This window comes from Asaia bogorensis, from assembly GCF_900465345.1.
Lineage (GTDB): Bacteria > Pseudomonadota > Alphaproteobacteria > Acetobacterales > Acetobacteraceae > Asaia > Asaia bogorensis_A.
On record NZ_UEGO01000004.1, the window covers coordinates 34,596 to 55,342 of the forward strand.

The following is a 20,747-nucleotide window of genomic DNA, read 5'->3' on the forward strand; positions in this document are numbered from 1 at the left end:
TGGGCGGCTCTGCAAGGGGGGCAGACGATCAAAGTCGACCCGTCTCGATTTTTTCCTCGCTCTTTCTGGTTTTACCCAGAATTTCCAGAGCGTGCGCCACGTCGGGCACAACCTGATAGAGCCTGCGCGCCGAGGCATCTGCCAGGCCCTGCTCGATTGCTGCCTCCAGAGCAGCAATCACGTGCACAGCCCAGTTCGCGACGTTGACGATCAGGATAGGCTTGTCATGCAGTGAGAGCTGACGCCACGTCATGATTTCCATGAGTTCGTCAAAAGTGCCGAGCCCGCCGGGCAGCACCAGAAACGCATCGGCCTGCGCGAACATCAGCCGCTTGCGCTCATGCATCGACTCGGTAACGATCAGATCCGTCACCTGCTCGTTCATGACCTCGCGGCCGTGAAGAAATTCGGGGATGATCCCGGTTACCTCGCCACCAGCCTGCAACGCGGCTGCGGCCACCACGCCCATAAGCCCCACTGCCCCGCCACCATAGACCAGATGGATGCCACGCTCTGCCAGACCGGCTCCCATTGCGCGGGCGGCTTCACCGAAAGCCGGGACAGAACCATGGCGCGAGCCGCAAAAGACAGCGGCGGCAGCGATTGTCATTTCTGGATTTTCCTTTGACCTGTGACGTCAGGGCCTTGCAGCACGCTGCAATCTCAGCACCTGCACGATGCCGAGGAATGTAATGCAAGCTGTGAAGATGAACAGAGCCATATAACCCGCAGAATGGATGACGAGCCCCAAGAGCGGACCGGATACGCCAATGGCGAGATCGAGAAATACCGAAAAGGCCCCAAGCGCGGCCCCGCGATTCTCCGCCCCGGCGCGATCAACAGCCAGAACGCCCAGTGCCGGAAACACCAGAGAGAAACCCGCTCCGGTTACCGCAGCGCCCAAAGTGGCCGCTTCCGCAGAGGGGAGAAAGGCCAGTATCAGCAATCCTAGTGTTTCAACAGCGAGCGAGATAAGCGCGACATTTGTCCCGCCGATACGTCCGATCTGGCGCGCGAAAACGAAGCGTACGATGACGAAGACCATACCGAATACAGCCAGGGCCTGCGCTGCATCCGGCCAGTGCTCAGCCGCAAAATAGAGCGCAAGACATGAAGAGATCGCCCCAAATCCGACGGATCCCGCAGCCAGCGCACAGCCATGAGGCAGCACGAGACGGAACACCTTGGCGAAAGACATGGCGGGCGCGTCATGGCGTATGGGGGCAACCGCGGGATAGGTGCTGGCCAGCGCCGTACCGATGGCGGGGAGCAGGGTCGAGAGCACACCCAGACTCACCAGCCCGCCCCAGCCGCCACCGAGATGCGAAAGCTGCTCGCCAATCGTGGCACCCAGGGCGATACCGCCATAGGAAGTTATTCCATTCCACGAGATGACCTGAGCCGTATTGGCTGCTCCTGCGCGGCGTATGTTCCAGACGATTGCAGCTGTCGAGGCCCAGCTTTCTGCCCAGCCAAGGGCCAGACGACTGGCGAAAAGGCAGATCAGGGAAAGCGGGATGACCGATTTGCCAAGTCCTGCCATCAGAAGCAGCAGGCCGGAAAAGACGCCAAGCGCCAGACCCAGCACCGCAACCGGCTTTGGCCCCTGGGTGTCGATACGTTTCCCGGCGGATGCGCGTGACGCAAAGGTGGCAAAGTACTGCAGCGACACGGCAAACCCGGCGATGACCGTATTGCAGTGCAGAACATTATGCACGAAGAGCGGGATGACTGCCATCGGCAGGCCAATGACGACATAGATAATGAGGTTCAGTGAGACGACCGGCAGGATGATGCCAAGTGGCGATCGTGTCGCCTTTGCCTGCCCGGCACCCATCACAATTTCCCCAATCCGGTTTTCTGGTCGCTAGAGGCTCAGCTTTGCCAGCCCCTGCGCCTGCTGTCACCCCGCCCGGTCAAGTTTGCGTCAGGTTTAAGCGTTTAGCCTGCGCCAAGTGCGCAGATCAGTACGGAAACGACGGCACCCAGCCAGAGCGATGAGGTGGAAAAAACTGAAATCATGACGGCAGATCCTTCCACAAGAGAGCATTGGACTCAGTGAACGCTGCATCATGCAAAAAGTCAGCAGGGTGATTCACCAAAAAGTGTCAATTGTGCGGTTTTTTCTCCTTCCATGCCCTCGGCCTCATCCTGACCAAGCCCGGTCAGCGTGACGCCCATCAACCTGATGGCACGCTGAAGGGGAAAAAACCCTTCCAGCAATGTCACAGCCTGCTCGCGCACCGCATCCCGGCTTGCGAACGGAGAAGGGTTGGACCGGGTGCGTGTCGTGATCTGGAAATCGGCATATTTGAGCTTCAGAACCACAGTGCGTCCACGCAGTGACTGCGCCTCGCAATGCCGCCAGAGCTTGTCGCACAGCCCGTCGAGCACCGTGCAGGCGCTGGCAAAATCCGTCAGATCGGCCTCAAAGGTCGTCTCGGTACCAATCGACTTGCGCACCCGGTCCGGCACGACAGGGCGATCGTCAATGCCCCAGGCGATGGACGCATAGAACGCGGCAGCCTTGCCGAAATGACGTGTCAGAACGTCACGCGGAATATCACGCAAATCGGCACCGGTAAAAATGCCCAGCCGGTTCATCTTGGCCCGCGTCGCGGGGCCAATGCCGTGAAACTGCTCGACACGCAGCGAGGCCGCAAAATTCGGCCCCATGGCGGGCGTGATAACGAATTGTCCATTGGGTTTGCGATGATCCGACGCCAGCTTCGCCAGAAACCGGTTGTAGGAGATCCCGGCCGAAGCCGTCAGTCCGGTTTCCTCGGCAATTTCTGCCCGGATACGCCGCGCAATATCGGTGGCCGACCCATGCTCGCGATAGCTTTGCGTCACATCCAGATAAGCCTCATCAAGTGAGAGAGGCTGTATAAGCGGCGTATAGCGCGCGAATATTTCATGGATCTGACGTGAAACAGCACGGTAGGTGTCAAAGCGGGGCGGGACAAAGACCAGTTCCGGACATTGTCGCAACGCCGTACGCGATGGCATGGCCGAACGGACACCAAACCGACGTGCCTCGTAGCTGGCCGCCGCAACAACGCCTCGTCCCTCACCCCGCCCTACGGCAACAGGACGACCACGCAACTCCGGTGCATCGCGTTGTTCAACCGAAGCGTAGAAGGCATCCATATCGATATGGATGATGCGACGCACAGCCCCGTGACCTGTTGGCTCAGACATGTTGCCCTTATGCCATCAGGTTCGAGAACAAAACAAGATCATCAAGCGTCAGGCTGACAGAACCGGCAATAGTTCAGCCACAACGCATCAGGCGGAAGTCAGGCCGGATTTCTGCCATGCGGGCGGGCAGGCTTCGCGAATCAGTGCTTCGAGCAGATCGATCGCCATATCGCTGTCATTCAGACATGGAATGAGGGTCAGTTCCTCACCTCCCGCCTCAATGAACTCGTCACGCAGCTCGTGGCCGATCTCATCCAGCGTCTCGATGCAATCGCTGATGAAGCCGGGCATGATGACAGCGATACGGGTTATCCCCTGCTCTGGCAGCGCCGTCACGAAAGGTGCCGTATAGGGCTGCACCCATTCCATCGGCCCAAAACGCGACTGGTAAGTGATCGGCATCTGTTCTTCGCTCACATTCAGAGCGTCACGCAGGGCGCGGATCGTTCTGACGCAGTCATCGGGGTAGTAATCCCCCTTATCCACGCAAAGCTTTGGCAAGCCGTGAAAGGAGGCGACAATACGCTGCGGTTTCCAGCTCAGCCCCGCCAGATGGTCACGCACGCTCTTTTCGAGCCCAGCGATATAGACAGGATGATCAGGAAAAGCCGGAATGGTCTGAATGGCGGGCTGACGGCGCAGCGTCATGAGCGTGCGAAACAGCTGATCATTGGCTGTCGCAGTCGTGGTGGCGCTGTATTGCGGATAGAGCGAGAGATAGAGGATGCGGTCACATCCCTGATCCATCAGCTCCTCGACAGCCTCACCAATTGAAGGTTTGCCATAGCGCATACCCCAGGCTACCGGCACATCGGCGCCAAGGCGCTCAGCCAGCTTCTCCGCCTGGGCACGGGTGTAAACGCGCAGCGGACTGGCGTCTTCTTCACGGTTCCAGATACGGGCGTAGGCTTCGCCGCTCTTGGAAGGGCGTGTCGTGAGAACGACGCCTTGAAGAATGGGCTGCCAGATGGCTGGCGGTGCCTCGATCACACGACGGTCAGAGAGAAACTCGCCAAGATAGCGACGGACCGAGAAGAAATCGGTGCCTTCAGGCGTGCCAAGATTGGCAATGAGGACACCCGTCTTGCCTTCCGGCGGTGTCGCAGTCGCGGGGATCTTGTTATTGAAGGCCATGTCTCTCTATCGGCTTACTGACTCAGGAGAGACAAAAACCGCTCAACGCGCTGACGGTTTCCGTTTGACGCGCACCGGAATGGCTTTGGGTACAGGCGCCATGCGCAGGAGACCAAGCGCAGCGAGGGCAAACAGACCAGCGGCCAGAGTGTCGATAACAGCCATTGTCATCTCCGTTCGGACCCTTGCAGCACAACCCTGCATCCGCCCTTGAAGGGAGTTTGGCACTGCGCCGGGTCTGCGCAATGCCAAAATTACAATAATGACAAATATGTAATATAAGAACCCGCAATCAGGCCTTCTGCTTGATCAGATCGAGCGCAATCAGGGCTTCAGCGATCTGTACTGCGTTCAGCGCAGCACCTTTGCGCAGATTATCCGAGACACACCACAGCGCCAGACCATTCTCCACCGAGTCGTCAATACGCAGGCGCGAAACATAGGTCGCGTCCTCGCCCACGCACTCGATCGGGGTGACGTAGCCGCCGTCGTCACGCTCATCGCGCAGAATCACACCATCGGCCTCGCGCAGGGCCTCGCGGGCACGCGCCAGATCGACGGGTTCCTCGCACTCGATATTGATCGCCTCGGAGTGACCGATGAAGACGGGCACACGCACACAGGTTGCCGCAACCTTGATGTCGGGATCGAGAATCTTGCGTGTCTCGACCGCCATCTTCCACTCTTCCTTGGTGGAGCCATCGGGCATGAAGCTGTCGATATGCGGAATGACGTTGAACGCAATCTGCTTGGTGAACTGGGCGATAGTCGGCGGATCGCCTACAAAGCTGCCCTTGCACTGGGCAAACAGCTCATCCATGCCATCCTTGCCAGCGCCGGAAACTGCCTGATAGGTCGACACCACAATACGCTTGATGGTGAACAGATCATGCAGCGGCTTGAGCGCAACCACCATCTGCGCTGTCGAGCAGTTGGGGTTGGCGATGATGTTGCGCTTCATCTTCTTCAGCGCATTCGCGTTTACTTCAGGCACCACCAGCGGCACGTCCGGCTCCATACGGAAATGCGAGGTATTGTCGATCACGATGCACCCGGCCGCTGCCGCACGCGGCGCGTGCACAGCAGAAACCGACGCGCCGGGTGAGAACAGGGCGATATCCCAGCCGGTGAAGTCAAACGTCTCGAGGTTCTGGATCTTGAGAATTTTCTTGTCGCCAAACGAGACGTCCTGCCCCGTGGAGCGGGCCGAAGCCAGCGCTGCCACTTCGGACACAGGAAAATCTCTCTCGGCAAGAATGCGCAGGAGTTCACGACCTACAGCACCAGTCGCGCCAACGACCGCAACGCGGTATCCCATAATCACATTACCTCAGTCAGAATTCGATCGTCATCACGCCGGGCGTCATGACCGTTTCATCGGGCGAATGACAGGCGCTTGAACAGCGCTGACAGCCGATGACGGCGCAGTTCATAGCGCGCCTTGTTATTTGTGGCCATGTAATTCAGCTGAATAGTGTAGCGCGGGCCGACATACTGCCTGTGACCATGCCAGGTTTTCGGCCCATTCGGGAAAATGAGCAACGTACCGTGGGCGGGCTTCACCTCAACCTCGTAATCCTCAAGATTATCGGGGCCGTTCAGCAGGCGCAGGCAGCCTTCCTGTGCAGACCAGGCGGCGCTTTCGGGATTCAGGTAAAGCAGGATCGTAACGAGCTTGGCTTCTGAATCACGATGGATACGCCCGTCCTTTTCACGGGTGCGGCCACGCAGGGTGAGCATGCTCGGTGCATCTTCGATGGCGAGGCCGAATTTCTGCGCCACGATCTTCTTGAGCCGCGGACCCTGCAGTTCCTTCGTCAGTGCCCTGACTGTCGGGTGCAGCCGCAGACCCTCCGGGGGGAAGGACCCGCCGGACTTCATCTCGGGCATCAGGTTGATGAGTGTCTGGAGGTCCTCTTCGCGTACGAAGTTCGGGACAACCACATGTCTGAACGGTGCCTCGCTGATCGGGGTCCGTTCAAGGGCTTCATACTGAAGAGCGATCTGTGACATGGAGGGCGAGCCTATTCCTGCTCCCTCCGGCGCACAAGAGGCTTGCTAGCCCTTCATGCGGTGATGCAGGTGGCGCACCGCACTGTTGCGTACATACTGTGTATATCCCGCCCCGATACGGTCGGTATCGGAGAAGCACGAACGCATGGACACAGCCCCTTCAGCGGGCTTTTCGTCGGGGGTGTAGGCCGTTCTGACCAGATGGGGTGCCCGCGTGCAGCGCAAGGGGGCCCGGCTGTCGAAATCGAGATGACGCCCTTGCTGCTCGACCGGGCGTTCGGGAGTCGCCCAGGCACAGGACACGCCCTGTGACAGTAGCGAAATCGTGAATACCGCGAGTGCGGGCATGCAGCGCATGACAGACCCCTCCAAACTGCAATATCGGAATATCATGTGATGGGTTAGACCACACGACGCTCTGGTGCGGAGTCTATAGACGGCAAGCAGGATTGAAAGTTTCGACTCTTTCTGATGCCGTCTGCAGAACGTGCGATTGTGAACTGAAATCGTTCGGAAAAGTTTTATGCTTGTTGCTGATCGGCAAGAGTTTCATGGTTGTTTCCGCCATGAGGGTGCCATTTTAAGTCGATATCCAGTTCCGGACGAGTCAGCCGGGGAGGGCTGCAAGCATGGGTGAGATCGGTTCGTTACCAACGGCGCTGAATGGCGCCAACACCGTCTATCTGGCGGATCTGCATGCGAAGTGGGCTGCCGATCCCCGCAGTGTGGACCCCTCCTTCGCCGATCTGTTCAGGGCACTCGATGCCGAACAGGAAGCAGCCCAGCAAGCCGCCAAGCTGAATCCCGCTGACCGGGCCGCCTGGGGTGAGCAGGCCTCGCTGCTCGACGCACGCAGTCCGGCGGGACCGGCAGCCCGGGCAACCGGCGAATTTTCGGCCACCGATCTGCTCTCAAGCGTGGATGACAGCGTTCGCGCCATTCAGCTTGTCCGGGCCTATCGTGTCCGTGGCCATCTTGAGGCGCGTCTCGACCCGCTGGGTCTGCAGGTTCCGAAATCCTACACCGAGCTGGACCCCGCGACATACGGGTTTGGTCCCAATGACCGCGACCGCCCGATCTATCTGGGGCAGATGGTCAGCTCGCTTCTGCCCGAACGCGCCAGCGCCACCATCAACGAGCTTCTCGCCGCGCTGCGCCAAACCTATTGCGGCCCGATCGGTGTCGAATACATGCATATCCAGGACGCCGCCCAGCGTCTTTGGCTTCAGCACCGCCTTGAGGGCGATGACTGGCGACGCATGTTCTCGGCAGCCGAGAAAAAGACCATCCTCAATCAGCTGACCGAGGCCGAAGGCTTCGAAAGCTTCTGCCAGAAGCGCTTCACCGGCACGAAGCGCTTTGGCCTTGAAGGCAGCGAGGTCACCATTCCGGTGCTTCATGCCATCATTGAGCAATCCGCGCAGCAGGGCACACGCAGCGTCTCTGTCGGCATGGCGCATCGTGGCCGTCTGAACGTGATGGCCAATGTCGTGCAAAAGCCCTTCGCCGCCATATTCTCCGAATTCGCCGGGGCCTCGTTCAAGCCGACCGATGTGCAGGGCTCAGGCGATGTGAAATATCATCTGGGTACTGCCGCCACGCTGCATGTCTCGAATGAGAAGGTGCGTGTCACCCTTCTGCCCAACCCATCGCATCTTGAGGCGGTCGATCCGGTCGTGGTGGGACGCGTACGCGCCATCCAGGATTCAGAAGGCTGTGTCGGGCTCGAAAACCGCTATCGCCATCTCGGCCTGCTGATCCACGGCGATGCTGCCTTTGCCGGTCAGGGCATCGTTTACGAGACGATGGCCATGTCCCAGCTCATCGGCTATCGCACCGGCGGCACGGTTCATGTGGTCACGAACAACCAGATCGGTTTCACGACCATTTCGGCCCATGCCCATTCGGGCTTTTACTGCACCGATATCGCCAAGGCCGTGCATGCACCAATCCTGCATGTGAATGGTGACGAGCCCGAAGCCGCCGCCTATTGCGCGCGCCTTGCAGCCGATTACCGTCGCGAATTCGCGGCAGATGTGGTGATCGATCTGGTCTGCTATCGCCGTCATGGACATAATGAGGCCGACGAACCGGCCTTCACCCAGCCCACCATGTACAAGGCCATTGCCGCTCGCCCGACTACGCGTGCGCTCTATGCCAAAAAGCTGGCACGCCAGAAGGTGATCGATGCCGAGACGGCCGATGACCAGTTCCAGTATTTCCAGGATCATCTGCAGGAGCAGTTCGAAGCTGCGAAATCCTACGAACCCAGCCGCGAAGACTGGCTGGAGTGCAATCAGGATCCCTCGCGTCTGTCTGACGAACCACTGCGTGAGCAGCCGGTGACTGGCATCAGCATTTCGGGTCTGCAACGCGTGGGCGCAGCCCTCACACGCATCCCGGAAGATTTTGCCCTGCACCCGCGCCTGCGCCGCGTCATCCAGGCACGTGGCCAGGCCATCGAGACGGGTGCTGGAATCGACTGGGCGCTGGGTGAAGCCCTCGCCTTCGGTTCGCTGCTGCTTCAGCATCATCCTGTGCGCCTGTCAGGCGAGGATTGCCAGCGCGGGACATTCAGCCAGCGCCACGCCGTTCTGGTCGACCAGATCAATCAGAGCGACTATGTGCCGCTAAACAACATTGCCGATGGTCAGGCCCGCATCGAGGTCTATAACTCGCTGCTGTCCGAGTTCGGTGTGCTTGGCTTCGAATATGGCTACACGCTGGCCGCGCCCAATTCACTGGTGCTGTGGGAGGCGCAGTTTGGCGATTTCGCCAACGGGGCGCAGGTCATCATCGACCAGTTCATTGCATCGGGCGAGACGAAGTGGCTGCGTACGTCGGGCCTCGTGATGCTGCTGCCCCATGGTTATGAGGGCCAGGGGCCGGAGCACTCCTCTGCCCGTCTCGAACGCTATCTGCAGCTTTGCGCCGAGAACAATCTGCGCGTGTGCAATATCACCACCCCGGCGAATTACTTCCACGCCCTGCGTCGCCAGATTGCGCGTGAATGTCGCAAGCCGCTGATCATCATGACGCCCAAATCGCTGCTGCGTCACAAGGAAGCCGTGTCTGAACTGGCCGATTTCGGACCCGAAACACGCTTCCGCACCGTCCTGCCCGAGACCGATACCCTGCTGCCCGATCAGGATATCACCCGCGTGGTGCTGTGCTCGGGCAAGGTCTATTATGATCTGCGTGCTGCCCGCCGTGACAGCAACCGTGACAATGTGGCGATCCTGCGCCTTGAGCAGCTCTATCCCTTCCCCCGTGATGTGCTGTCGCAGCAACTTGCCCGCTACCCCAATGCGCAGATCATCTGGTGTCAGGAAGAATCGCAGAATGGCGGTGCCTGGGCCTTTGTCGATCGTCGTATCGAGAACTCGGCCGAACGGTGTAATCACGCTCATCCGCGCCCGATCTATGTCGGCCGCAAGGCGTCTGCCTCGCCGGCCACCGGTCTTGCAAGCGAACATATGGCCGAACAGGCTGCCCTCGTACAGGAAGCTCTGGGCTAAAGCCGCTTGATCGACAGGTCCCGGCTGAAAACTGTTAGCCGGGACCTGTCGAGGCGATCTTTGGATCGCTGTGCTATTTATAAAAAACTTGGCCTGTTGTCCCGGCAGGAGGCTGCACACGATCCGGCAGGACGTGAACGCCGGTTATTCCCGCGGCCGTCAAACACTGTCTCCGCAGCTTCCCGATCCAGGATACCTTTCGAAAGATGGACCGCCCTATTCTGTCGGGTGATGGGCGAAATAATAGGTGTCGCTCAGAAAAAGATGCCGCTTCTGCGGTGAGGCTCGAAGATTCTGCGCTTCACGATCCAACCCATGCTGAACGTGTTCAGGGGTTAGCTCGCCCTTGGCCACTTCGTTGAGGATGTCATGAAATATGGCTTCATCCATACCGAGCGAAAAATTGACCCAATAATAGTCAACATATCCCCAGCGCCGGTCTGATGACAGCTCGGCCTCCAGCAAAACCTTCCCCCAGGAATAGCCCCCGATCCGATCCAGAACATGCTGGAGATCGCGGTAACCTTCCCGCTGACGTTGTGTGCAGAAATCAATCAGCCCATGAGAGCCTGGAGGATTCTTTGCAGGATCTTCATATTTCGCGGCCTCCTGCGTGCACCGATAAAGCGCCTTCCTTGCATCGAACGGCGCGAGCTTCAGCGTATTGACCGAAGGTTTTTCATGCAGCAACGCCTGCGCATCGCGCATGGCGAGGGGGAAAGAAAGCGCGTCCCGATAGGCCTCGATACGCCAGATCAGTATCAGCACGCTGCAAACCAGAGCCCCTGACAAAAGCCAGATGGATGAACGTCTCGTCCTCACAATACAGGCAGGCACATTTTCAGGTTCATCTCAGATAACCAGTTACGCCTCACCACGGACCCACGATCCCTGCGCGTCCAAGGATCGTGCTTGGGTCGCCCTTCGGTAGAAATCAGAGATGCAGGGCCCGGTCGAAAGCCCCCATAGCCGCTTCCTTGAAGGCTTCGGACAGGGTGGGGTGAGCGTGGCAGGCCAGAGCGACGTCCTCGGCACTGGCCTTGAAGGTCATGGCCAACGTGGCCTCGGCAATCAGCTCGCCCGCACAGGCCCCCAGAATATGTACACCGAGAATACGGTCTGTCTTGGCGTCTGTCAGAACCTTCACGCCGCCATCTGTCGCTGCAATGGCACGGGCACGGGCGCTGGCCATGAACGGGAAGCTGCCCGTCTTGTAGGCTATGCCCTCCTGTTTGAGCTGTTCCTCGGTCTTGCCCACCATCGCAAATTCCGGCTGGGTATAGATAACCGAAGGGATTGCATCATAGGGAACATGCCCGGCGCGCCCTGCCAGTTGCTCGGCAAGCGCCAGACCTTCTTCCTCGGCCTTGTGCGCCAGCATTGGCCCGGCAATGACATCGCCAATGGCATAGATGCTGGGGCAGGACGTACGGAAATGCCCGTCAACAGGAATACGACCGGCCTCGTCAGGATCGATCCCGACAGCGCCCAGATCGAGACCCTGCGTGTAGGGTTTGCGACCGATCGCCACCAGAACCACATCGGCTTCCAGCGTCTCGGTTTCTTCCTTCCCAACCTTTTGCAGCGTCAGGGCGAGGCTTTCACCCTCTGTTGCCACTTTGGTTACGCGGGTGGAAAGGCGGAATTTCAGGCCCAGCTTTTCGAGCGAACGCTGGAACTGACGCCCCAGACCACGGTCGAAACCCGGTGCGATATGGTCGCCATATTCGATGACAGTCACTTCACTGCCAAGGCGCTTCCAGACGCTTCCCAGCTCCAGCCCGATCACACCCGCACCGATGACGGCCAGACGCTTCGGCACATTGTCCAGGCTGAGTGCGCCGGTCGAGGAAACGACGCGCTTCTCGTCAAAGGTCACACCGGGCAGGGCTGCGGGGGCGCTCCCTGTCGCAATCACGATGGATTGCGCCGTCACTGCCTCGCCGTTGATCGTGAGGCTATGCGGCCCTGTCAGGACAGCCTCGCCCACACGAAAGGTCACGTTGTTCTTGCGAAAGAGATATCCGATGCCCTTGACCGTATCCCCTACCACGCGCTCCTTGCGGGCCATCATCTGGCCGAGATTGAGCGTTGGCTTGACGTTATCTATGCCGAGCGACGCAAATTCGGTCTCGGCCTCGTGCAGGCGCTCCGAGCTGTGCAGCAGTGCCTTGGAGGGAATACACCCGACATTGAGGCATGTGCCGCCCGGCGTGTCGCGACGGTCGACGCAAAGCACCTTCAGACCGCGCTGCGCGGCCTTGAGCGCACAGACATAACCGCCAGGGCCTGCGCCGATAACGGCCAGATCGAAATCACGGGTTTCGGACATGGCAGCTGCTTTCTCTTCGGACATCGGGATTATCGGGGCTCGGGCTTTTCAGACGCGACAGGCTTCAGACATCAAGCAGCAGGCGACGGGGGTCCTCGACATATTGCTTGACGCGCACAAGGAAGCTGACCGCCTCGCGCCCATCGACCATGCGATGATCATAGGACAGGGCCACATACATCATCGGACGGATGACCACCTGACCATCCACGGCGACCGGGCGGTCCTGAATGGCGTGCATCCCCAGAATACCCGATTGCGGCGGATTGAGGATCGGGGTGGAGAGCAACGAGCCGAACACGCCGCCATTGGTGATGGAGAATGTGCCGCGTGACAGCTCGTCGAGCTTGAGCGTGCCAGCGCGTGCGCGCGCACCATAATCGTTGATATGGCGCTCCAGCTCAGCAAAGCTCATCTGATCGGCATCATGAAGCACCGGCACGACCAGCCCGCGCTCGCTACCCACAGCGATGCCCAGATTGACGAAGCGACGATAGATGATCTCGTCACCCTCGATCGTGGCGTTGATCGCCGGGAATTCCTGAAGCGCACGGATACAGGCGCGCGCAAAGATCGACATGAAGCCCAGCTTCACGCCATGCTTCTTCTCGAAAATCTCGCGATATTCGGCGCGCAGGGCCTTGGCCGCGCTCATATCCACCTCGTTGAAGGTGGTGAGAATGGCTGCCGTATTCTGCGCATCCTTGAGGCGGCGAGCAATGGTCTGGCGCAGGCGCGTCATGGGGACGCGCTGCTCACGGCTGTCCTGCTCGGTCTTGCCCAGCAGGGTCGCAAGGGCGCTGGCCACCGCCGGTGAGGGGGCCGCCGGGTTATAGGCCGGTTCGGGCGTAGCCGTCTGTGCGGGGGCTGCACCGGGTGCAGTTGCGGGCTTCTGCTCCATATGGGTCAGCACGTCACCCTTGGTCACACGACCATCCAGACCGGTGCCATGTGTCACGGATGACGGGTCGATATGTTCCTCCGCCATGAGGCGAGACGCTGCGGGCATAGGCTCATGCCGGGTGGCACCTGCCGCGCCTTGCGCCGCCACAGCAGGCTGGGCCTGCACGGGCTGGGCCGAACCAGACTGTACCGGGGCAGACTGTACCGGCGCCGACTGGCCCGAAGCCGAGGCAGGCGACGGAGCCGGCTTGTCGGCGGGTTTGGCATCGGCCTTGCCATTGGGGTCCAGCGTACCGAGCACGCTGCCAACAGCCACTTCGGCCCCCGAGGCCATAAGGTCATGGCCGAGCACCCCGGCCTGCGGCGCGGGAACCTCGACACTGATCTTGTCGGTTTCGAGCTCGACAACAGGCTCATCGGCGGCCACGGCCTGGCCGGGTTGTTTCAGCCAGCGGGTTATCGTCGCTGATGTGACACTCTCACCCAGAACCGGCACCCTTATCTCGACCGACATCATCTCTCCCTTAGCCCGCTCGGACTTCTGTCGTGCGTCTGTTCGACCCGCCATGCCATGACGGCCTGAGACTGGCGACCATAAACAGGAACAACCGCCATGCCTACTCCGGCACAGCTGTCACATCGTGCTGAAATGGGGATGAGTGGCCGGAAATGTCAGGTTCCACCGCCCAGGGGACCCATTCCGCCCCCTGATTTCACCCGATTGTGACGCGACAATCCTGCAAGGCGCGGTCTTTCATCCTGCCTCGACGGCTTTGCCTGAACCCGGAACGCGCATGCCCTTGCGGTCAGGGTGTGTGCGCCCAAAAAAAATAACCACGAAACCTGTGCGCCATCTTGTCGTGTTTCCATTTCTGCCCCGACAGGATGGCGCGTGTCAGAGGCGGCGCTCATCTGCCTTTCGTCGACGCTGCCCCTGATTTTCAAGCATCCCGCTCCCAGAAACCCACGACGCTTTCAAGTCCCAGACCCCGAGGTTCGCTGCATCATGGCATCTGACACGCCCTCCAACGCCACTGCCGGTACTTATCTTGGCATTGATCTTGGCACGTCCGGAATCAAGGCCGTTCTGGTCGATACGAACCAGAAGGTACTGGCTGCCCATACCGAAAAACTCAATGTCAGCCGGCCGCATCCGGGCTGGAGCGAGCAGGACCCCGAGGACTGGTATGAAGCCACCCTGCGCGCGCTTGATGCGCTTCATGCCAGCCATCCGCATGAACTGGCCGAACTCCGTGGCATAGGCCTGTCGGGGCAACAGCATGGTGCCGTGCTCATGGGTGCGCAGGGCGAGGTCTTGCGCCCCTGCCTTCTGTGGAACGATACCCGGGCCGAGTCGGAGTGCTCGTTGTTCGAACATCGCTTTCCGCTCTGCCGCCAGATTACCGGCAATATCGCCATGCCGGGATTTACCGCCCCCAAGGTCATGTGGGTGGCCCGTCACGAGCCGGAGATCTTTGCGAAGGTAACGCATGTCGTCCTCCCCAAGGCGTGGCTCAGGTTTCGTCTCACGGGCGCGCTGATCGACGATATGTCCGATGCTTCCGGCTCTCTCTGGCTCGATACCGGGCGGCGTCTGTGGTCCGACGCAGCCCTTGAGGCCTCCGGGCTGCGTCTTGCCGCCATGCCCGCGCTTTGTGAGGGCACGGCGCCTGCCGGTCGCCTCGATGCGTCACTTGCCGCACGCTGGCGCATGAAAGAAGCACCGGTCTTCGCGGGGGGCGCAGGGGATAATGCTGCGGGCGCTGTCGGGCTTGGGGCCATTCACACGGGTGATGCCTTTCTTTCCCTGGGCACATCGGGGGTGATCTGGGTCACGACCGACAGTTTCCATCCGGGCGGCAACCACGCCATTCACTCCTTCTGCCATGCTGTCCCCGATCAGTGGCATCAGATGGGTGTCACACTCTCGGCAGCGGCTTCGCTTGCCTGGTGGTCGCGTGTCACCGGCCTTGACGAAAAGACCCTCCTTGCCGAATTGCCCGACGCTCCGCTTGCCCCCTCGCCCGTGTTGTTTGCCCCTTATCTGTCGGGCGAACGCACGCCGCATAATGATGGCACGGTACGCGGCGGATTTGTCGGGCTTACGCAGGACACGACACGCGCCCAGATGACACAGGCCGTGCTTGAAGGCGTCGCCTTCTCGTTTCGCGACGCACTGGAGGGACTCGCCGAGTCCGGCACCGTGATCACTGAAGCGGATGTGATTGGCGGAGGGTCTCGCAGCCCGCTCTGGACCGCCATTCTCGCCAGCGTTCTGGGGGTCAGGCTGCATCGTCTGGCCAATGGCGAGCAGGGCGGCGCGTTCGGCGCAGCACGGCTCGCCCGCATTGCCGTTACGGGCGAGGAGGTCGCCAGTGTCTGCCTGCCGCCAGAGCGCGTGGCCACCATCACGCCGGATGAAACACTGAGTGGCCCCTATCGTGCAGCCTATGCGCGGTACAGAGCGCTTTATCCGGCGCTCAAATCCATTCCCTGATCATCCCACGCCGGAATGGGCAAGCGCCGGCGACGGCTTGAATACGTTTCTCAGGGCTCGGCCGGACAGACCCGGCCGATAAATCGCTGCAACACGGCAAGCCCACCGCTCTCGATCAGGGTGGAATGGCTGCCCTGTTGCGTCGTCCAGATCTGTTTCGGCTCGGGGGCGGCCTCGAATACTGCGAGGCTCTGGGCCGGTGGCACCGTATGGTCCTGCAATGTGCGCATCACCAGCAACGGCATTTTCAATGCGGGAATACGGCCAAGCGTATCGAAGCGGCTGCGCAGGAGAAGCCGGACCGGCATGTAGGGATAACGTGAGGCGGCCACATCCACGATGCTCGTGTAGGGCGCATCCAGAACAAGCCCGGCTGCCGGGAAAGCCAGAGCCGTGCGCAGGGCCACATTCGTGCCCAGGGACTCCCCATACAGGATGATCTGTCTCGGCTCGATGCCCTGCTCGCGCAGGAACGCCATTCCGGCAGCGGCATCCATCATCAGACCCGCTTCTCCCGGCTTGCCGGGATTACCGCCGTAACCGCGATACTCAACAGCCAGAAGCCCGGTGTTTCCTTGCGCCATAAGGGCCAGACGGCGCGCCCGGCTGGCAATCGTCCCGGCATTGCCGTGCAGATACATGATGACCGGCCCCTGCCCGACCGGCGGCCGGTAATAGGCTGAAAGCGCCAGCCCATCCTGCGTGTGCAGGGTGACGCGACGCGCGCCGTCGATCAGATCGTCGGGGCTGGCGAGGGGTGTGGTGTCGGCTGGGAAAACCAGACTGTCCTGACGCAGGTACAGAAACGCCCCCATGACGAGATAGGCAAGAATGATGAGACCGACAAAAAGGGAGAGATATCTGATCAATTCAAGGGTCTCGGAACCAATGCGACGATACAAGCGTAAGCAGGGAGATGTGACCTGCCCATCCCCATATTGTCGAGAGCCGGATCGATGAAATATTTATGGCCCTTACCCGTTTTTCTGGCTTTCCTCTCTACTGCCGTGATGGTGCAGGCTGCCGACAAGGCTCCCCCCAAGCCACTGCGCGCCTATCAGCATCTCTGGACAGACGACAAGGGCGTGAGCCACATCGCCCGTTGCCCGGTGTCGAATTTCTTTCTGAAAAGCATGTCGCCGCCTGCCGGACCTCAATGGCAAGACCCTATGGAGCCCCAGACGGCAACCGTGATGATGACCGTGCAGCCGCAGCACTGGAATGGCGCATGGCACCCCGACCCCAAGCCGCAATGGATTATCCCGCTCAAGGGGCGCTGGTGGGTGCGCGCCATGGACGGCACGCGCGTCGAAATGGGCCCGGGCGATATTCTTTTCGGTGAGGACCAGAATGTGCGCCCCATGGAAAGCGGCCCGTACAAGGGCAAGAAGGGCCATGACGCCGGCAATGTGGGTGATGATGAAGTAACGCTTCTTGTCATTCAATCCGCCAACCCGCCCGAGCGCAACAAGCCTTGCCGCTACCACTGAGGGCCCTGCCCTTTCGTCACATCCGGCCTTATGCCCTGCACGCTGCGATCGGGCGGGATCGCGCAAGGGCCATGAACTGTGTCATGATCACGCCATGACCAGACGTGTGATCACCTCTATCGATGTTGCCCGTCATGCCGGGGTTTCTCAATCGGCTGTTTCCCGCGCCTTTTCCACGACGGCCAGCATCTCGCCGGCCATGCGTGAACGCGTTTTCAAGGCGGCGGAAGAGCTCAACTATAAGCCTAACCGCATACCGGCCATCATGCTGACCGGCCGTTCGGGCATGATCGGCGTCATCGTCGGCGGGCTTGGCAATCCCCTTTACGGTTATGCTCTAGAGAAGCTCTCCGCAGGCATCAGGGAGGCTGGTTTTCAGGTCCTGCTGGTTCAGGTCATTGATGACGTGACGCTCGATGCTGCCCTCGACCAGCTTGCAAGCTATCGCGTGGACGCCCTTATCACGGCGCTGGCAATCGGCACTGAAGAGACGGTTCAGGCCATTTCGGCCCTGAATATTCCGGTCATCTGCTTCAACTCGGCGCTTACGGGGCCCGGAATCTCGTCGGTGCAATCCAGCAACATGAAATCCGGCCATCACGCGGCCACGCTTATGCATAGTCTCAAGGTGAGACATCCCGTCTGGCTGGCTGGCCCTGTCCAGAATGCTGCATCTCGCGCGCGCGAAGCCGGGTTCATGCAGGGATGCGCCGAACACGCGCTTGAGGTCACCCGGATTCAGGGTGCCGATGACTATCAATCGGGGTTTGACGCCATGTCGGCCGCCCTTGCACAGGGCCATCGCCCAGACGGGCTGTTTGCCAGTAATGACCTCATGGGATGCGGCGGACTCGATGCGATAAGACAACATACCGATCTGCGTTGCCCGGAGGATATCGTGGTAATTGGCTACGACAATATCCCGCAGGCCGCGTGGCAAGCCTATCAACTCAGCAGCTTCGACCAGCGCCCCGATGCGCTGGTTACCGCGGCTCTGGACATTCTCGCCCGGTCCTTCTCCACCCCGGATGAGCGTCTGTCCGAACGTCACGAGATCGAAGCGGAACTCGTGCTCAGGCGCAGCACCGGGCGGGTGTAATTCATCCTGTAACACTTGAATTCTGCAACCATCTTTCCTTCTGGCGTTAGTTTGCATAGCTATGCATTTTGGGCCGGGATGAGGAGGCTCTGTGCTCCCATCCGGCCACTCCAGGAGATTGCCGCATGACAGACCGTTCCTTCCGTTCGATCCTGACCGGATCCTTTTCCACCCCCTGCGCCAAGAACCCCACCGTTGCGATGATGGAAGCGGGTTACGCCAAGGCCGGTATCGACGCCCGATACATCAATTGCGATGTCAAACCGGAAAATCTGGCTGCCGCTATTGCTGGTGCAAAAGCGATGGAGTGGGCGGGATTCAACTGCTCTATCCCTCACAAGATTGCCGTGATCGACCATCTCGATAATCTGGCTGAGTCAGCCAAAATCATCGGCGCGGTCAATTGCGTGCAGATCCGTGACGGCAAACTGACCGGCAACAACACGGATGGAAAAGGCTTTCTGGCTTCCCTGCGCAAGGTGACAGAGCCCAGAGGCAAGACCATCGTCATTCTGGGTGCGGGAGGGGCCGCGCGGGCCATTGCAGTGGAACTGGCCCTCGCCGGTGCCGCCAGAATCACCATAGCCAATCGCAGCCCCGACAAGGCTCAGGCCATTGCCCGGCTTCTCACCGAGAACAGCAAGGTCGAGGCCCATGCCACGACATGGGAGGGCGAGTTCGTCGTGCCGGAGGGCACGGATGTGCTGATCAACGCGACCTCCATCGGTCTGGGTGACGCCGAGGCAATACCCGCCGTAAAGGTTTCGAGCCTTGGTCATGCTTCCATCGTGGCCGATGTCATTCCCAACCCGCCCATGACAAAGCTGCTGCGCGAAGCAAAGGCACAGGGCTGCCAGACGCTCGACGGCCTCGGCATGCTGGTCAATCAGGGCATCATCGGGGCGGAACTCGTGCTTGGTGCAAAGCTCTCGCCAGACATCATGGAAAAGACGCTCGCCACCCTGTTCGGGGCGCAGGACTGACCCCAAACGTCGATGAAGCCGAGAGAGCGCCGTGCCGACAAGGCGCCTCTCAGGCTCACGACACCACACGCAACGCGCACCCGTCGAGGAGCAGGATGATGACTGACTCACATGACGCGCAGCCGCCATCGCACCCCGAGACTGTCGAAGTGGCCCTGCGGCGCCTTGAAAAAGCGCCCGACCAGCGTGACCACGCGCATCGTATGGTGGCCCTTGCAGCAGCCATTGCTGCCATTGGCGGACTGCTTTTCGGCTACGATACCGGCATCATCGCCTCAGCACTGATCTATATCACCCATAGTTTCAGCCTCGACAGCACGGGACAACAGGGCATCGCCGCGGCACTCAATCTGGGTGCCGTGTTCGGGGCAGTCATGAGCGGCCCGCTCTCAGACAGGATCGGCCGTCGCCCTTCGGTGGTAAGTGCCGCATTGGTCTTCATCCTTGCCTCACTGGGCTGTGCGCTCTCACCGGATGAAACATGGCTGATTGTCGCGCGCTTCGCGCTGGGCTGGGCCATAGGCGCCACAACACAGATCGTCCCCGTCTATGTGGCTGAACTGGCCCCGGCCGAGCGTCGTGGCGGGCTGGTTTCACTCTTCCAGCTTGTCTTCTCGCTTGGGCTGCTCGTCGCATTCTTCACAGGGTATTTTCTCGCCGGACCTGCCGATTGCTGGCGCCTGATGTTCGGGCTTGGTGTCATCCCGGCGATCTTGCTGGCTCTGGGCATGATGTTTCTGCCCGAAAGCCCGCGCTGGCTGCTCGAACAGGGGCGCGAGGCGCAGGCTGTGGCCGTGCTGTATCGCCTGCGCGGTCATCACGAACCCATCCGTCAGGAGCTTGACGCCTTGCGTGATGCGCAAGCGAAATCCGCCGACATACCCGGCTGGTCGGCCCTGCGTGCACGCTGGCTCCGCCCGGCGCTGATTGCTGCTATCGGGCTTGCTGCGCTGTCACAGCTTTCGGGCCCGAATGTGATTGTCTATTATGCGCCGATCATTCTTTCCGAGGCCGGGCTGGGCCATGCGGCCTCGCTTCTCACCTCGGTCGGCGTGGGGGTCACATCGACAATAACCACCCTCATGGGGATCATGCTGATCGACCGTGTCGGCAGACGACGCATGCTGCTGGTCATGCTTCCTTTTGCTGCCCTCGCCCTGTTCGGGCTTGGGGCCTTGTTTCTTGACCACGCGCCCCTTGGCGGAACACGGCTCGTCCTCGTCATTATTGCGCTGCTGGCCTATATCTTTTTCAATTTCGGCTCGCTCTCCGTCGCGGTCTGGCTGATCGCCTCCGAGGTTTTTCCGCTGATCATACGCAGCAAGGCCATGGGGCTCGCCAGCGCCACAGTCTGGCTGTCTGACACGCTGGTCTCGCTGTTCACCCTGTCACTGGTCCATGATCTGGGGCGCAGCGGCACATTCTGGCTTTTCGGCGCTATCAACGCCCTCGCTTTCCTGTTCGTCCTGCGCTTTGTGCCCGAGACGAAAGGCACCACGCTCGAAGCTATCGAGACCCGTTTGCGTGAGGGGCATTTCCGCCCCTGATACGCTTCCTGACCCGAAGCGAGGGGCCTG

General features: G+C 60.4%; 18 protein-coding genes. 6 read left to right on the forward strand and 12 right to left on the reverse strand.

All coding sequences use genetic code 11. The features are described 5' to 3' along the window. Nucleotides 1-28 precede the first annotated feature (28 nt). From ED655_RS02205 to ED655_RS02235, 8 genes are all read right to left on the reverse strand, one after another. Nucleotides 29-610 carry an LOG family protein gene (locus ED655_RS02205; protein ID WP_122048798.1) on the reverse strand — a complete coding sequence of 194 codons (582 nt, stop codon included), beginning with the start codon at nucleotides 608-610 and terminating at the stop codon, nucleotides 29-31. Between the two features lie 27 nt (nucleotides 611-637). Continuing rightward, nucleotides 638-1,837, reverse strand: coding sequence for an MFS transporter (locus ED655_RS02210; protein WP_205835965.1), 1,200 nt, complete (start codon nucleotides 1,835-1,837; stop codon nucleotides 638-640). A gap of 245 nt (nucleotides 1,838-2,082) precedes the next feature. After that, the gene (gene dinB / locus ED655_RS02215) at nucleotides 2,083-3,201 is read right to left on the reverse strand and encodes a DNA polymerase IV (protein ID WP_122048800.1); all 1,119 of its coding nucleotides are present in this window, start codon (nucleotides 3,199-3,201) and stop codon (nucleotides 2,083-2,085) included. An 87-nt stretch (nucleotides 3,202-3,288) separates the two neighbouring features. Next, nucleotides 3,289-4,335 carry a ferrochelatase gene (gene hemH / locus ED655_RS02220; protein ID WP_122048801.1) on the reverse strand — a complete coding sequence of 349 codons (1,047 nt, stop codon included), beginning with the start codon at nucleotides 4,333-4,335 and terminating at the stop codon, nucleotides 3,289-3,291. Nucleotides 4,336-4,377: 42 nt separating this feature from the next. After that, nucleotides 4,378-4,500, reverse strand: a complete 123-nt coding sequence (locus ED655_RS15955; protein WP_255493486.1) for a hypothetical protein — start codon at nucleotides 4,498-4,500, stop codon at nucleotides 4,378-4,380. A 127-nt stretch (nucleotides 4,501-4,627) separates the two neighbouring features. Further along, a complete protein-coding gene (locus ED655_RS02225; protein WP_062163899.1) occupies nucleotides 4,628-5,653 on the reverse strand; it encodes an aspartate-semialdehyde dehydrogenase in 1,026 nt (341 codons plus the stop codon). Between the two features lie 56 nt (nucleotides 5,654-5,709). Further along, nucleotides 5,710-6,348: a 2OG-Fe(II) oxygenase family protein gene (locus ED655_RS02230; protein WP_122048802.1), complete on the reverse strand. Its 639-nt coding sequence runs from the start codon at nucleotides 6,346-6,348 to the stop codon at nucleotides 5,710-5,712. Between the two features lie 45 nt (nucleotides 6,349-6,393). Continuing rightward, a complete protein-coding gene (locus ED655_RS02235; RefSeq protein WP_122038562.1) occupies nucleotides 6,394-6,705 on the reverse strand; it encodes a hypothetical protein in 312 nt (103 codons plus the stop codon). 272 nt (nucleotides 6,706-6,977) lie between these two features. On the opposite strand from ED655_RS02235, the gene ED655_RS02240 reads away from it, so the two are divergent. After that, nucleotides 6,978-9,866, forward strand: coding sequence for a 2-oxoglutarate dehydrogenase E1 component (locus ED655_RS02240; protein ID WP_122048803.1), 2,889 nt, complete (start codon nucleotides 6,978-6,980; stop codon nucleotides 9,864-9,866). A 216-nt stretch (nucleotides 9,867-10,082) separates the two neighbouring features. Here the strand turns inward: ED655_RS02240 and ED655_RS02245 are convergent, their stop codons facing one another. From ED655_RS02245 to odhB, 3 genes are all read right to left on the reverse strand, one after another. Further along, nucleotides 10,083-10,634: a hypothetical protein gene (locus ED655_RS02245; RefSeq protein ID WP_122048804.1), complete on the reverse strand. Its 552-nt coding sequence runs from the start codon at nucleotides 10,632-10,634 to the stop codon at nucleotides 10,083-10,085. A 166-nt stretch (nucleotides 10,635-10,800) separates the two neighbouring features. Continuing rightward, nucleotides 10,801-12,198 carry a dihydrolipoyl dehydrogenase gene (gene lpdA / locus ED655_RS02250; protein WP_122048956.1) on the reverse strand — a complete coding sequence of 466 codons (1,398 nt, stop codon included), beginning with the start codon at nucleotides 12,196-12,198 and terminating at the stop codon, nucleotides 10,801-10,803. Nucleotides 12,199-12,262: 64 nt separating this feature from the next. Next, the gene (odhB, locus tag ED655_RS02255) at nucleotides 12,263-13,615 is read right to left on the reverse strand and encodes a 2-oxoglutarate dehydrogenase complex dihydrolipoyllysine-residue succinyltransferase (RefSeq protein ID WP_122048957.1); all 1,353 of its coding nucleotides are present in this window, start codon (nucleotides 13,613-13,615) and stop codon (nucleotides 12,263-12,265) included. Nucleotides 13,616-14,107: 492 nt separating this feature from the next. Between odhB and xylB the strand changes: the two genes are divergently transcribed. Continuing rightward, on the forward strand, nucleotides 14,108-15,598 hold the full coding sequence (gene xylB, locus ED655_RS02260) for a xylulokinase (RefSeq protein ID WP_122048958.1): 1,491 nt from the start codon (nucleotides 14,108-14,110) through the stop codon (nucleotides 15,596-15,598). A 50-nt stretch (nucleotides 15,599-15,648) separates the two neighbouring features. On the opposite strand, the gene ED655_RS02265 is transcribed toward xylB, so the two are convergent. Further along, nucleotides 15,649-16,467 (reverse strand): alpha/beta hydrolase, encoded by an 819-nt coding sequence (locus ED655_RS02265; protein ID WP_162993349.1) that lies wholly within the window; start codon nucleotides 16,465-16,467, stop codon nucleotides 15,649-15,651. 141 nt (nucleotides 16,468-16,608) lie between these two features. Here ED655_RS02265 and ED655_RS02270 point away from each other — a divergent pair, with 141 nt between their 5' ends. The 4 genes from ED655_RS02270 (at nucleotide 16,609) to ED655_RS02285 (ending at nucleotide 20,717) form a co-directional block, all read left to right on the forward strand. Further along, entirely contained in the window at nucleotides 16,609-17,088 is a 480-nt protein-coding gene (locus tag ED655_RS02270) for a cupin domain-containing protein (RefSeq protein ID WP_240993466.1), read from the forward strand. Nucleotides 17,089-17,182: 94 nt separating this feature from the next. Further along, entirely contained in the window at nucleotides 17,183-18,187 is a 1,005-nt protein-coding gene (locus tag ED655_RS02275) for a LacI family DNA-binding transcriptional regulator (protein ID WP_122048806.1), read from the forward strand. A 125-nt stretch (nucleotides 18,188-18,312) separates the two neighbouring features. Then, complete coding sequence (gene aroE / locus ED655_RS02280) at nucleotides 18,313-19,170, forward strand: shikimate dehydrogenase (RefSeq protein WP_122048807.1); 858 nt, start codon at nucleotides 18,313-18,315, stop codon at nucleotides 19,168-19,170. 98 nt (nucleotides 19,171-19,268) lie between these two features. Then, nucleotides 19,269-20,717, forward strand: a complete 1,449-nt coding sequence (locus ED655_RS02285; RefSeq protein WP_122048808.1) for a sugar porter family MFS transporter — start codon at nucleotides 19,269-19,271, stop codon at nucleotides 20,715-20,717. Nucleotides 20,718-20,747: the final 30 nt, after the last annotated feature.

Excerpts from the sequence above, each read along its gene's own strand:
- ED655_RS02205 (WP_122048798.1), bottom strand. The coding sequence starts at position 610 with ATGACAATCGCTGCCGCCGCTGTCTTTTGCGGCTCGCGCCATGGTTCT.
- ED655_RS02210 (WP_205835965.1), bottom strand. The coding sequence starts at position 1,837 with ATGGGTGCCGGGCAGGCAAAGGCGACACGATCGCCACTTGGCATCATC.
- dinB (WP_122048800.1), bottom strand. The coding sequence starts at position 3,201 with ATGTCTGAGCCAACAGGTCACGGGGCTGTGCGTCGCATCATCCATATC.
- hemH (WP_122048801.1), bottom strand. The coding sequence starts at position 4,335 with ATGGCCTTCAATAACAAGATCCCCGCGACTGCGACACCGCCGGAAGGC.
- ED655_RS15955 (WP_255493486.1), bottom strand. The coding sequence starts at position 4,500 with ATGGCTGTTATCGACACTCTGGCCGCTGGTCTGTTTGCCCTCGCTGCG.
- ED655_RS02225 (WP_062163899.1), bottom strand. The coding sequence starts at position 5,653 with ATGGGATACCGCGTTGCGGTCGTTGGCGCGACTGGTGCTGTAGGTCGT.
- ED655_RS02230 (WP_122048802.1), bottom strand. The coding sequence starts at position 6,348 with ATGTCACAGATCGCTCTTCAGTATGAAGCCCTTGAACGGACCCCGATC.
- ED655_RS02235 (WP_122038562.1), bottom strand. The coding sequence starts at position 6,705 with ATGCGCTGCATGCCCGCACTCGCGGTATTCACGATTTCGCTACTGTCA.
- ED655_RS02240 (WP_122048803.1), top strand. The coding sequence starts at position 6,978 with ATGGGTGAGATCGGTTCGTTACCAACGGCGCTGAATGGCGCCAACACC.
- lpdA (WP_122048956.1), bottom strand. The coding sequence starts at position 12,198 with ATGTCCGAAACCCGTGATTTCGATCTGGCCGTTATCGGCGCAGGCCCT.
- odhB (WP_122048957.1), bottom strand. The coding sequence starts at position 13,615 with ATGTCGGTCGAGATAAGGGTGCCGGTTCTGGGTGAGAGTGTCACATCA.
- xylB (WP_122048958.1), top strand. The coding sequence starts at position 14,108 with ATGGCATCTGACACGCCCTCCAACGCCACTGCCGGTACTTATCTTGGC.
- ED655_RS02270 (WP_240993466.1), top strand. The coding sequence starts at position 16,609 with ATGGTGCAGGCTGCCGACAAGGCTCCCCCCAAGCCACTGCGCGCCTAT.
- ED655_RS02275 (WP_122048806.1), top strand. The coding sequence starts at position 17,183 with ATGACCAGACGTGTGATCACCTCTATCGATGTTGCCCGTCATGCCGGG.
- aroE (WP_122048807.1), top strand. The coding sequence starts at position 18,313 with ATGACAGACCGTTCCTTCCGTTCGATCCTGACCGGATCCTTTTCCACC.
- ED655_RS02285 (WP_122048808.1), top strand. The coding sequence starts at position 19,269 with ATGACTGACTCACATGACGCGCAGCCGCCATCGCACCCCGAGACTGTC.